Consider the following 13148-nt stretch of genomic DNA (forward strand, 5'->3'; position numbering starts at 1 on the left):
TTCACATTGCTGTAAGGAAAAAAAGCCACTGCCTAAACAGTAGCTTTATGTTATTTATTTTTGATCTGCTAATGCATCTAAATAACGTTCTGCATCGAGTGCTGCCATGCAACCTGTTCCTGCAGAAGTGATGGCTTGACGATAAGTATGATCCATAACATCACCAGCGGCAAAAACACCCTCAACACTGGTTTGAGTTGCATTGCCGTGAATGCCTGATTGGACTTTAATATAGCCATTTTCCATATCAAGTTGACCGTTGAATATTGCTGTATTTGGTTGGTGACCAATAGCAATAAATACGCCCATCACTTCAAGTTCTTCAGTAGCATCTGATTGAGTATCTTTAAGACGTAAACCCGTTACGCCCATTTCATCACCTAATACTTCATCAAGAGTACGATCAGTGTGCAAAATAATGTTGCCATTTGCCACTTTATCCATCAGGCGATTGATTAAAATCTTCTCTGAACGGAAACTGTCACGACGGTGAACAAGGTGTACTTCAGCTGCGATATTTGACAGATATAGCGCTTCTTCAACAGCGGTATTACCGCCACCAATAACCGCTACTTTTTGGTTTCGATAGAAGAAACCGTCACAAGTAGCACAAGCTGATACGCCACGGCCTTTAAACGCTTCTTCAGAGTCTAAGCCAATATATTTAGCAGACGCTCCAGTTGAGATAATCAGCGCATCACAAGTGTATTCGTGATTTTCACCTTTAAGACGGAATGGGCGTTGGCTGAAATCAGTTTCGCTAATGAAGTCCGTGATAATTTCAGTATCAAACTTTTCTGCATGCGCCTTCATGCGATCCATTAATGCAGGGCCTGTTAGCTCATCTGCATCGCCCGGCCAATTTTCAATTTCTGTGGTAGTGGTAAGTTGACCACCTTGCTGCATACCAGTGATCATTACTGGTGAGAGGTTTGCACGCGCAGCATAAACAGCCGCGGTGTAACCTGCAGGTCCAGAACCAAGGATGAGTAGTTCACAATGTTTTACGTTACTCATTTTTTCTCCAGGCTGAATATTATTATTATGGAAGACTGATTGTAGGTAAATTGCAGTCGTAAAGGAAGAGGATGTAAGACAATCAATAATTTGTTAGCGCTGTTGAATCTGACCAACAAAGGTTTAATAGCGCTTGAATGGCATTAAACGATAGATGTTACATTGATCACAAAAGTACCGTAGCAGTGGTTTTTTTTGAAGCGCTAAAAGTGAAAAGTCAGATCGTGTTTTTTTGATCTAGCACAAGCTTCATCAAGAAAAACACCTAATAAGTCTCATTTTAATTTTGCGGATAACGGGGGGATGGCGATGGGTTTAACCGGTTGATATACCAAAAATGCGAGTTTGTTAAATTGTGTTAATATATTTGTGTTGATGTGATTAATTTACTTTGATAATCCGCTTTGTTTTGGTACAAATAGTTAAATATTTGTTTTTGATTGACTGCTTTTAGGACAATCATCGGATATTTGAGTGTAATAATTGTCACTGTTCTGAAATAGAATCAAACAATTTTTGAGAATAAATAGCATTATCGTCTGATCTTTATCACTGATTGTTTGACTATTAGAGTATTTGATTCTAAAAATAGATAAGATGTAGTATATTTTTTTGCAAGGAAGTGAGAAGGTGGAATAAAAAATGGTAGATACCAAAAAGAAACCATCCAAGGAATTGGATCGCATTGACCGTAATATTTTGAATGAACTTCAAAAAGATGGTCGAATTTCAAACGTAGAGCTTTCAAAGCGCGTTGGTTTATCGCCAACACCGTGTCTAGAACGTGTACGTCGTTTAGAGCGCCAAGGCTATATTAGTGGTTATACAGCACTATTGAATCCACAGTTTCTTGATGCCTCATTATTAGTATTTGTTGAGATCACGTTGAACCGTGGCGCCCCTGATGTTTTTGAGCAGTTTAATAAGTCAGTACAAGAATTAGAAGACATTCAAGAGTGTCACTTAGTTTCTGGTGATTTTGATTACTTATTGAAAACACGCGTATCAGATATGTCAGCTTATCGTAAATTGCTTGGCGAAACTTTACTACGTCTTCCGGGTGTTAATGATACTCGGACCTATGTTGTTATGGAAGAAGTTAAGCAAAGCAATAACTTGGTTATCAAGACTCGATAAAGATTCACGTCTTAATCGATGTAGAATTGTAAAATATACACCCTGAATGACGTTATTGTTATTCAGGGTGTATTTGTTTATGTACTGTAAAATTGATAATTGCTGCTTAATCACTCAAATGAGTTCATGAATTGACATAATGATGAATTTATTTCATAACTGAACGTCTAAAATAAGTAATGACTAGCCGTTTGAGATAGTTAGCTTTTATTGCTTACCATTAAAAAAATTTTTGTTTTAAAGGGCGACGAACACAGACAATGTGGTCTTTTAGTATAGAATGATGGCATTAAGACATTTACTTTATATTTGTGAGTTTGCCAACGATATCGCTTGGTATTTGATGCTGCGTTGCTATTAGCAGCAAAGTATTAGCTTTGGTCGCTGAAAATATCAGCATTTTGGTAAAATATTCGAATTTGATAGAAACACCGGAGTTATTCTTGAGGAAGTTTAAAGGTAAAAAACTGCCCAAAATGCGTTTATCAGGTGGGCAACGCATTATTGAAGGTTTTTTGATCATCAGTATTTTAGTTGCCATTTATATGATGGTTGCGCTAGTCACATTTAATCCTGCCGATCCATCTTGGTCGCAGACCGCCTGGGAAGGTGTTGTTCAGAATAAAGCGGGCTCATTTGGCGCTTTGGTGGCAGATACTCTGTTCTTTATTTTTGGGTCACTGGCTTACATCATTCCGGTTATTTTAGTGTCATTAGGTTGGTTTATTTATCATCGCCGATCAAAGATACTGTCACTGGATTATATGGTTTACGGCACGCGTTGGTTGGGATTAATGTTATTAATTCTAAGTAGCTGCGGTTTGGCTGATCTTAACTTTGATGATATTTGGTATTTCTCTTCTGGTGGTGTGATTGGTGATGTTGTTGCTAATATAGCGTTACCACTGCTGAATGTATTAGGCGCAACGTTGCTACTCATGTTCTCATGGGCGATTGGTTTTACACTATTTACTGGTGTTTCATGGGCAACGATTGTCGATAAATTAGGTGAAAAAACCTTATCAAGTTTGACCTGGATATTAAATAAACTGCGTTCAGATAAACACGAAATCATGCGTCCATTTGCTACTGAGATCGTTGCTGAATCTGATATGCCTTATGCTGAACATCTTCATAATGATGATCAAGATGATTTGTTACTATCATCTTATAAAGATTCCTCACATTTAGAACGGTCGCATACACCCGCGTTTGAACGTAAAGATCCAGTTTATACAGCAGCAAATTCAACACCGATTATTCGTTCAGCTTCAACTGCAGCGACTATTGATCCATTAATGGATACCGCAACTTCATTACCAGTTGAACCTCAACCATATGTCGCACCGGTTGAACATGTTGCGCCGCAAGTAGAGCCTCAACCGTATGTAGCACCTGTTGAACATGTTACACCGCAAGTAGAGCCTCAACCATATGTAGCACCGATTGAACATGTTGCGCCGCAAGTAGATCCTCAACCGTATGTAGCACCTGTTGAACATGTTGCGCCACAAGTAGAGCCTCAACCGTATGTAGCACCTGTTGAACATGTTGCACCGCAAGTAGAGTCTCAACCGTATGTCGCACCTGTTGAACAAGTTACGCCGCAAGTAGAGTCTCAACCGTATGTATCACCGGTTGAACATGTTGCGCCACAAGTAGAGCCTCAACTGTATGTAGCACCAGTTGAACATGTTGCGCCACAAGTAGAGCCTCAACCGTATGTCGCACCAGTTGAACATGTTGCACCGCAAGTAGAGTCTCAATCGTACGTAGCACCTGTTGAACATGCTCAACCGCAACAAGAGTCGCACTCTTATTCTGCTGAACCTACAGCGGCTATGCAGGGCTTGTCTGTTTCAGCGCTTGAGCGTGAGCTTGAAAAAAATGAAGATTTTACTGTTGCTGTTGATCAACAAACACAGACGGTGATTGATGCTGCAGTAAGCCAACAGCCTGAGATGCCACAATCATATGCAGCAGCAGTTACGCCTGCCGCGGAAGTTGATAGCTCAGAAGATGGCTTAACTGATGATGAAATATTTTTAAAACGTATTCGTGATAAGCAAAAAGAACAAGCACACCTTGCAGGGTTAGATAATCCGTTCTTAATGCAGAAAGAGCCTGATCTTCCAGTGCCGACATCACCTATGCCAACATTAGATCTATTACAGCCAGCGCGTAAAACGGTTGAAAAGGCATCTGATGAAGAGTTACAAGCAACTGCCGCTTTGATTGAGTCAAAACTTGCAGATTATAAAATTAAAGTACAAGTTAAAGGCATTTATCCAGGGCCTGTTATCACCCGTTATGAATTAGATTTAGCACCTGGAGTGAAAGTAAGCCGTATTTCAGGGCTATCAAAAGACTTAGCACGTGCGTTATCAACGACATCTGTTCGTGTCGTGGAAGTGATTCCGGGTAAACCATATATTGGTTTAGAACTGCCGAATAAAAGCCGCGAAACAGTATATATGTCTGAAGTGGTTGCCAGTGAACAATTCCAAAATGTCGGTGGAGCGTTACCTATCGTGCTTGGTAATGATATCGCCGGTGATGCAGTGGTCGCTGATCTGAGTAAGATGCCGCATTTATTAGTCGCAGGTACTACTGGTTCAGGTAAATCTGTTGGTGTTAACGTGATGATTTTAAGTTTACTGTATAAGTGTAAACCTGAAGATTGTCGTTTTATTATGATCGATCCAAAGATGTTGGAATTATCGATTTATGAAGGTATTCCGCACCTATTAACAGAAGTTGTTACTGACATGAAAGACGCAGGTAATGCATTGCGTTGGTGTGTTGGAGAAATGGAACGTCGTTATAAAGTGTTAGCCGCTTGTGGTGTACGTAACCTTGCAGGTTATAACGCTAAACTTAAAGAAGCAGCAGATGCGGGTCATCCTATCCACGATCCATTGTGGAAACCAGGCGATACCATGGATGAATACCCACCATTATTGGAAAAAATGCCAAGTATTGTGGTTATTGTCGATGAATTTGCTGACTTGATGATGGTCGTTGGTAAAAAAGTGGAAGAACTGATTGCCCGTTTGGCTCAAAAAGCGCGTGCTGCAGGTATTCACTTAGTATTAGCAACTCAGCGTCCTTCGGTTGATGTTATCACTGGTTTAATTAAAGCTAATATTCCTACTCGTATGGCATTTACGGTATCTACCAAAACAGATTCACGGACTATTCTGGATCAAGGTGGTGCTGAAACGTTATTAGGTATGGGTGATATGTTGTACTTACCATCAGGTCAAAGTCATACTATTCGTGTGCATGGCGCATTTGCCTCAGATGATGACGTTCATAATGTGGTTAATGATTGGAAAGCGCGTGGTAGACCACAATATATAGACAGCATTCTTAATACCGATCAAGGTGCAGATAGCTTGCTACCTGGTGAAGCACCAGCAGGTGATGATGATTTAGACCAGTTATTTGATGAAGTTGCAGCCTTTGTGGCAGAAACGCGTCGTGCTTCTATTTCTGGCGTACAACGTCGCTTTAAGATTGGCTATAACCGTGCTGCGCGTATTGTGGATCAATTGCAAGCGCATGGCATTGTGAGTGCCCCAGGACACAATGCTAATCGTGAAGTATTAGCACCACCACCTGTACAAAATCATGATTAATAAATAGCAATAAATAACGACTCACTTGCTATGAAACGCTAAAGTGAAACTAAAAACTGCTGTGGTAGTGATTGTCACAGCAGTTTAATACCAAAGAGGTTAGCGAATATGATGAAGAAACTAGTGATGAGCATGTTGGTTGCCGCTCCAATGTTGGTAGCGTCAAGTGCATGGGCTGCAACGCCGCAACAAGCATTAAGCAGTCGTCTCGATAAAGTGAATGCATTTAGCGCTAACTTTACTCAAAAAGTCACCAGTCCAGATGGTGAAGTTTTAGTGAATGGTACTGGTGATTTATCGATTAAACGCCCTAACTTATTCCGCTGGAAAACAGCAACACCAGATGAAAGCCTATTGGTTTCAGATGGCAAAACTGTATGGTATTACAGTCCTTTTGTTGAACAAGTGACCGCAATGTGGCTGAAAGATGCGACTGAACAAACGCCATTTGTATTATTAACTCGCAATAGTGCTAGCGATTGGTCGAAGTATAATGTTGCTCAATTAGCCGATACGTTTACGCTAACACCAAAAGATAAAACGTCATCGATGGATAAGTTTGTTGTAACAGTATCTAAAGCGGGTGCTGTACGTAATTTCTCGGTGATTGAAACCGATGGTCAACGCAGTAAATACGTATTAAGTGATTTTAAACGTACTACACCAGCTGCGAGTTTATTTACCTTTACACCGCCTAAAGGTGTGGAGTTAGATGACCAACGTAACTAATTGTTATTCTATTTTATTTTCATGAAAAGGTGGCGAATAAGCCACCTTTTTCTGTCTTAGGGGAGTCATTATATTGAATAATTTCAGCCTAGATTTTTCCTCGGATTTTAGACCATTGGCGGCAAGAATGCGGCCACGTACGGTAGAGGAATACATTGGTCAACAACATATTCTTGGTGAAGGTAAGCCACTACGTCGAGCATTAAAAGCCGGTCAACTGCACTCGATGATTCTGTGGGGCCCTCCTGGTACCGGAAAAACAACCTTAGCCGAAGTCGCCGCTAATTATGCTAATGCTGAAGTTGAGCGTGTATCAGCAGTAACTTCAGGTATTAAAGATATTCGAGCGGCGATAGATAAAGCGCGTGATAATAAAATGGCTGGCAGAAGGACTATTTTATTTGTCGATGAGGTCCATCGATTTAATAAAAGTCAGCAAGATGCTTTTTTGCCGCATATTGAAGATGGTACGGTAACTTTTATTGGGGCAACCACTGAAAATCCGTCGTTTGAGCTTAATAACGCACTATTATCACGAGCACGAGTATATAAATTAAAATCACTTGAGGATGATGAAATTCTTGAAGTGATAGATCAAGCTCTAACAGATAAAGAACGCGGTATTAACGAAACCAACTTTGTATTTGTTGATGAAGTGAAACAGCAGTTAGCCGAGTTTGTGCGTGGTGATGCGCGGATGTCACTTAATTATCTCGAACAGCTGATTGATATGGCTGAAGAAGATGATCAAGGTATCAAACAAATCACAGTTGAATTATTAGCGGAAGTCACCGGTGAGAAGGTTGCTCGTTTTGATAACAAAGGTGATCTTTGGTACGACATGATCTCAGCAGTACATAAGTCTATTCGTGGTTCAAATCCAGATGGTGCTTTGTATTGGTTTGCACGTATGCTCCAAGCTGGGTGTGATCCACTTTATATTGCCCGCCGATTATTAGCGATAGCTTCAGAAGATATTGGTAATGCTGATCCACGAGCGATGCAAGTTGCGGTGTCAGCATGGGATTGTTATACCCGTGTGGGTGCGTATGAAGGTGAACGTGCTATTGCTCAAGCGATAGTCTATTTAGCGTGTGCTGCTAAAAGTAATGCTGTGTATGTGGCGTTTAATCTAGCTAAAGCCGATGCACGTGAATTTCCTGATTTTGAAGTTCCGCCGCACTTGCGTAATGCACCGACCAAACTAATGAAAGAGTTAGGTTATGGCGACGGTTATCGTTATGCTCATGATGAACCAGGTGCTTATGCTCCCGGTGAGGTGTATTTACCGCGTGAAATTCGTGATCGCGTTTATTATCAGCCATCAAAACGGGGCTTAGAGATAAAAATATCAGAAAAGTTGGATTATCTGGCTTCTTTAGATGCAAAAAGCCCGCTAAAGCGCTACCAATAATAAGGCTTTTTGGGTATCGTTAAGTGATTGGCAACAATTCGTTATTATTGCCTCCCAACTACAACTATTTTAATAAGAAATGCCTAAATAACGTGCATTTCAGACTATTAAGAGCACAGGATTAGCATGCTAGATTCTAAATTACTTCGAACTGAGCTGGATGAAACAGCTGCAAAACTCGCGCGTCGTGGTTTTAACCTTGATGTAGAAACTTTACGCAACTTAGAAGAGCAACGTAAATCTCTTCAAGTAAAAACAGAAGAGCTACAAGCACAGCGTAACTCGCGATCGAAGTCGATTGGTCAGGCAAAAGCGAAAGGTGATCACGCTGAAGCTGAACGTATTATGGCTGAAGTCGGCAACCTAGGTTCTGAGCTTGATGAAGCGAAAACTGCATTAGTTGAGCTTCAAGGTCAACTTGATACTATCACTCAAATGCTACCAAACATTGCTGATGAGTCAGTACCAACAGGTAAAGATGAGTCAGAAAACGTGGAAGTTTTACGTTGGGGTCAGCCAAAAGCTTACGACTTTGAAGTAAAAGATCACGTTGATCTTGGCGAAATGGCTGGTGGTCTAGATTTCGCAAGTGCGGTTAAAATTACTGGCGCACGTTTCATCGTAATGAAAGGTCAATTTGCACGTCTACACCGCGCAATTGCACAATTCATGCTAGATCTTCACACCGAAGAGCACGGTTACACTGAAATGTATGTACCGTACCTAGTAAACGCTGACAGCCTATTTGGCACTGGTCAATTACCGAAGTTTGGTGAAGATCTGTTCCACACTCAGCCGCTAACTGAAAAAGTGAACGATGAAGAGCCTCGTGTGCTTTCATTGATTCCAACAGCAGAAGTGCCTGTTACTAACATGATGCGTGATACCATCACTGATGAAGCAGATTTGCCAATCAAGATGACGGCTCACACACCATGTTTCCGTTCTGAAGCGGGTTCTTACGGTCGTGATACTCGTGGTCTTATTCGTATGCACCAGTTCGACAAAGTTGAGCTAGTTCAGATCACGCGCCCAGAAGATTCAATGGCAGCACTTGAAGAACTAACAGGTCACGCTGAGAAAGTACTACAACTTCTAGAGCTTCCATACCGTAAAGTGGTACTTTGTACTGGCGATATGGGCTTTGGTTCTTGCAAAACTTACGACTTAGAAGTGTGGGTTCCTGCTCAAGAAACTTACCGTGAAATTTCTTCATGTTCAAATATGTGGGATTTCCAAGCGCGTCGTATGCAAGCACGTTTCCGTCGTAAAGGTGAGAAGAAGCCTGAGCTACTACATACTCTAAACGGCTCTGGTCTTGCTGTTGGTCGTACTATGGTTGCTATTCTTGAAAATAACCAAGAAGCAGATGGCCGTATTATGATCCCTGAAGTACTACGTAAGTACATGCGTAACGAAACGCACATCGGTTAATCACTGATATTGCGATAAGCAGTTAGTTTAAAAACCCAGTCTATCGGCTGGGTTTTTTTATGGGTGGAAGGTAGAGAGCTTTAAAGAGGCGAGGGTTTAGCTAGCGAGTGTTGAGGTTCGAAATGGTAGATAATGAGTTGTGTTTATTATGTTCTGTGTAATGTTTGTTAAAAATATTCAATATTATTTAACAATGTGAAGCACTTTTGAGACAGTGGGTATTATCTCTATTATTCATTTATTTATATAATGATTGGGCGTTATATTTACTCTTGGTTTTATGGAGAATTTCATGGATAAGAAATGTCAATATTGTGCGCTGCCACAGAATGAATGTACTTGTGTTAATTGTGCTGTTTGTAATAAAACAGCAGCAGACTGCGCATGTGTAACTTGTGATAATTGTGGTGAAAAAGAAGTAGATTGTAGTTGTTAATCTGTCTTTTCTCGCTATCACACAAGGCCGCTTTATAGCGGTCTTGTTTTATCGTCAATACGCCAACCATTCCAGTTATTCCCTCCAGTGAATGCTAACCTTCAACCAGTCATTCCCTACAGTGAGGTTACGGACGCGAAAGGGAATCTACTTTCCGCACACTGTGGAATTTCTATTTTCACTGGTGTCTTTTAGGCTCAATCACGCGGTGAGTAGATCACGGATAGCTTCGTTCCTCAACTTCCGAGATGATGGATATTCGGCTAAGTAAATGCCCCAAGCCTAACGATCGCGATTCTCTATCATGAATGCCAAACCTCCAACCCCCGTCATTCCTTACAGTGAGGTTACGAACGCGATAGGGAATCTACTCGCTACGTGTTGTAGGGTTAATTTTATCTATTTTAGGGCTTATGACCGTTAAGCATCGCCAACTAGGTATTTTCATTGTTGTTAACATCAGCAACAAATTAAACACACCATGTTTTGATTAATTATTTTGAATAAAACTTATCAAAACAAGACCTAAGCGATACTTTTTATATAAATAGAGATCGTATAGTACGGATTAGATGCATACTGTTAAATACGGGCTATTTTACTAAAAGATGAGTATCAACTCTCATTAATTATGTTTTGTTATCATATATTAATAAAGGTGCATATTTTCTTTTCAAAGAAATGTGTTTATGGGAAACTCCCGTCGCTTTAATTTGGGCTTATATTTCCCCTCTCTATACATAAAAAATATAATTCTAAGCATGACTACCTAAATTTCTTAAAGGAAATCACAAAAAATAATCAATGATAGCTATATAGTTAATGAAAATAACAAGGTATTCATATGTTTGGTTTTTTTAATAAGAAAGAAGATCCTAATCGTAAAATTTTACGCGAACAATTTGAGGCTACCACTACAGCTTTGAGGGCTACTGATGACTTAGTTCAAATGGCTGTTGGTCATTCAATTAATATTGCTAATAGCATTTTTGTGAAAAGATATTCTAGTTTAAGTGAATTTCAACAGTTACCAAAAAATGAACGAGTTTTGTATATAAGAAAACTAACTGACATGGAGAATAAATTAGCTGAAAAGGGAGACCATCATACTCTTTTAGGTTTTAGTCTATTTAAGATGTGGGTAGGAGCTGCTGCTGAGATTGATACTGAACTAATGGATTTGTTTAGTAATCAGTTGGCATATTTTAGTAAGAAAGGCGATCTTCCAGTATAAGAGGTAGAATGTGAATTATATAATATATGCACTTGCGGGTATTTCTATACTTCTATCTTTAGGTGGTTTTCAAGCTTATCGAGATTCAAAACATATAGGATTGTTATTATCGTCTTTGGTATCTATAGGGTTTAGTCTTACCGCAATTGTTTTAGTCCAATGGTGGCCGTTAGCTGCTGGTTTTCTAGTTAATTGGATTTTGAGGCTAATGGGGCTTGATCCTAGTTGCCGATCATTAAAATAATCCGCATTAAACATAATGTTCGTTAAGGTCGCTTAGGCGACCTTTGTTTCATCTGGGCGTTACAGCGTATCGGATCACATAAAACCTGTGATGTTAAATACCACCCATCGGGGGCGGTATTTTTATATCAGCAGCACAACCATCAATCAGGAAGTAGCAGTTCCTCGTCCCTAATACCTCGTCCATTTATACTTTTTTCTAAACCAAAAAAAGGGCACATGATGTGCCCTTGAATTATGTTGTGTTCGCAAGTTTTTACTCGCTGTTATGATTTCTGTTGTTGAGGCAGAGGGTGGAAGCGAACGACTTCATCTTCTGTCGCTGCTAGTGGATCGTTGAAACGTTCAACATCCATTTCACCTTCTGATTTCGCAACAATACAGGTTACGACGCTATCACCCGTAATGTTAACTGCAGTACGTACCATATCAAGTAGACGGTCAACACCCATGATTAGTGCGATACCTTCAACGGGTAGACCAACTTGGTTAAGTACCATTGCTAGCATGATGAGACCAACGCCAGGAACACCCGCAGTACCGACTGATGCTAAGGTCGCAGTTAGAATAACCATGAGGTAATCAGTCATGGTTAGGTCAATATTAAACGCTTGGGCAATAAATACCGTAGCCACACCCTGCATAATTGCAGTGCCATCCATGTTAATGGTTGCGCCGAGTGGTACCGTAAATGAAGCAATTTTATTATTTACCCCTAAACGCTTCGTTGCTGTTTCCATCGTTACAGGAATAGTCGCATTTGACGATGCTGTTGAGAAAGCAAACATCACCGCGTCTTCCATTTTTTTCAGGAATGTAATTGGACTTAGGCCAGTAAATGCTTTTAGCATCACGCTGTAGGTTACTAGGGCATGGATTAATAGTGCTGCAACGAGTACTAAGAAGTAGTTAATGAGACTAAAGATCGCATCAATGCCTAAACCTGTAAACAATTTAGCCATCAAGAAGAACACACCGTATGGAGCAATGTTCATCAATAAAGCCACCAGTTTCATGATCACTTCATTTAAGTCTGCAAATACTCCAGCTAGACGTTCTCCTGGCTTACCAGCTGCACTGATTGCAATACCAAATAATACTGCAAACACAATAATCTGGAGTGTATTGCCACTTGCCATTGCACTGATTGGGTTCGTTGGGAACATGCCAACAATAACGCTACCTAGCGATGGCGCTTCTTTCGATGCAAAGGTTGTTGCTGCAGTTAAATCGGCACCGGTTCCTGGCTGGAAGATATTGGCCATTGTTAACGCAAGGGTAATTGCTAAGGCTGTGGTCGTTAGGTAAAAAGCTAAAGTTTTACCACCTAAACGGCCCAGTGTTGCTAAATCTTTTAGTGAACTAGTACCACAAACTAGTGATACAAAAACAAGAGGAACAACTAACATTTTTAAGCTGGCAATAAAGATTTTACCACCGACATCAAACAGGCCATTTACGATATAGTCATGAATAAAAGCAATATCAGCAAAAAGGGAACGGATCATAAATCCTGTCAGAATACCTAAAACCATACCAAGAATGACTCGGCCAGTTAGTGACATTTTTTTCTTTTCTGTGGTCATCAAAACTTATCCTTATGTTTATTCACTCTGTCCTTCAGTAATCAGAGTGCATTCGGAGAGTAGCAGTTATTCGTCTGTTAATGCGAAGTAATAATTATTGTTAATGGCTAAAGCTTGAGTTAACTCACAAATTTTATACTGATTTCATGTTTGGGATGTTTATTTTTAACTGTTAATTAACATTTTATGCGTTTTAAAATCATAAATAGTTTGTTAATTGTGATTTTTACGAGGTGTATTGTCGGAATTTTCGATAAATGATCGTTTGATGAATGAG

9 protein-coding genes are annotated in these 13148 nt (G+C 40.1%); 7 read left to right on the forward strand and 2 right to left on the reverse strand.

Features of this window, described 5'->3' with window-relative positions; genetic code table 11:
• Window positions 1-54: 54 nt before the first annotated feature.
• Window positions 55-1017, reverse strand: coding sequence for a thioredoxin-disulfide reductase (gene trxB / locus PPBDW_RS05385; protein WP_036793894.1), 963 nt, complete (start codon window positions 1015-1017; stop codon window positions 55-57).
• A gap of 642 nt (window positions 1018-1659) precedes the next feature.
• Between trxB and lrp the strand changes: the two genes are divergently transcribed.
• The 7 genes from lrp to PPBDW_RS05420 all read left to right on the forward strand — a co-directional run bounded on the left by lrp (window position 1660) and on the right by PPBDW_RS05420 (window position 11042).
• Window positions 1660-2154 (forward strand): leucine-responsive transcriptional regulator Lrp, encoded by a 495-nt coding sequence (gene lrp / locus PPBDW_RS05390; protein ID WP_005368765.1) that lies wholly within the window; start codon window positions 1660-1662, stop codon window positions 2152-2154.
• A gap of 476 nt (window positions 2155-2630) precedes the next feature.
• Window positions 2631-5795, forward strand: coding sequence for a DNA translocase FtsK (locus PPBDW_RS05395; protein WP_036793895.1), 3165 nt, complete (start codon window positions 2631-2633; stop codon window positions 5793-5795).
• A 111-nt stretch (window positions 5796-5906) separates the two neighbouring features.
• A complete protein-coding gene (lolA, locus tag PPBDW_RS05400) occupies window positions 5907-6524 on the forward strand; it encodes an outer membrane lipoprotein periplasmic chaperone LolA (RefSeq protein ID WP_036796298.1) in 618 nt (205 codons plus the stop codon).
• Window positions 6525-6597: 73 nt separating this feature from the next.
• Complete coding sequence (locus PPBDW_RS05405; RefSeq protein ID WP_036793896.1) at window positions 6598-7938, forward strand: replication-associated recombination protein A; 1341 nt, start codon at window positions 6598-6600, stop codon at window positions 7936-7938.
• Between the two features lie 126 nt (window positions 7939-8064).
• Entirely contained in the window at window positions 8065-9372 is a 1308-nt protein-coding gene (gene serS / locus PPBDW_RS05410) for a serine--tRNA ligase (RefSeq protein WP_036793897.1), read from the forward strand.
• Between the two features lie 292 nt (window positions 9373-9664).
• Window positions 9665-9808, forward strand: a complete 144-nt coding sequence (locus PPBDW_RS05415) for a hypothetical protein (RefSeq protein ID WP_155521673.1) — start codon at window positions 9665-9667, stop codon at window positions 9806-9808.
• 844 nt (window positions 9809-10652) lie between these two features.
• Entirely contained in the window at window positions 10653-11042 is a 390-nt protein-coding gene (locus tag PPBDW_RS05420) for a hypothetical protein (RefSeq protein ID WP_036793898.1), read from the forward strand.
• 509 nt (window positions 11043-11551) lie between these two features.
• Here PPBDW_RS05420 and PPBDW_RS05425 read toward each other — a convergent pair.
• On the reverse strand, window positions 11552-12871 hold the full coding sequence (locus tag PPBDW_RS05425) for a dicarboxylate/amino acid:cation symporter (RefSeq protein ID WP_036793899.1): 1320 nt from the start codon (window positions 12869-12871) through the stop codon (window positions 11552-11554).
• Window positions 12872-13148 lie beyond the last annotated feature (277 nt).

Origin of the sequence: Photobacterium kishitanii, assembly GCF_000613045.3 — a bacterium.
Lineage (GTDB): Bacteria > Pseudomonadota > Gammaproteobacteria > Enterobacterales > Vibrionaceae > Photobacterium > Photobacterium kishitanii.

Bases quoted from the DNA above. Each gene is read 5' to 3' on its own strand.
- serS (WP_036793897.1), top strand. From the start codon at position 8,065: ATGCTAGATTCTAAATTACTTCGAACTGAGCTGGATGAAACAGCTGCA.
- PPBDW_RS05425 (WP_036793899.1), bottom strand. From the start codon at position 12,871: ATGACCACAGAAAAGAAAAAAATGTCACTAACTGGCCGAGTCATTCTT.
- lrp (WP_005368765.1), top strand. From the start codon at position 1,660: ATGGTAGATACCAAAAAGAAACCATCCAAGGAATTGGATCGCATTGAC.
- lolA (WP_036796298.1), top strand. From the start codon at position 5,907: ATGAAGAAACTAGTGATGAGCATGTTGGTTGCCGCTCCAATGTTGGTA.
- PPBDW_RS05415 (WP_155521673.1), top strand. From the start codon at position 9,665: ATGGATAAGAAATGTCAATATTGTGCGCTGCCACAGAATGAATGTACT.
- PPBDW_RS05395 (WP_036793895.1), top strand. From the start codon at position 2,631: ATGCGTTTATCAGGTGGGCAACGCATTATTGAAGGTTTTTTGATCATC.
- trxB (WP_036793894.1), bottom strand. From the start codon at position 1,017: ATGAGTAACGTAAAACATTGTGAACTACTCATCCTTGGTTCTGGACCT.
- PPBDW_RS05420 (WP_036793898.1), top strand. From the start codon at position 10,653: ATGTTTGGTTTTTTTAATAAGAAAGAAGATCCTAATCGTAAAATTTTA.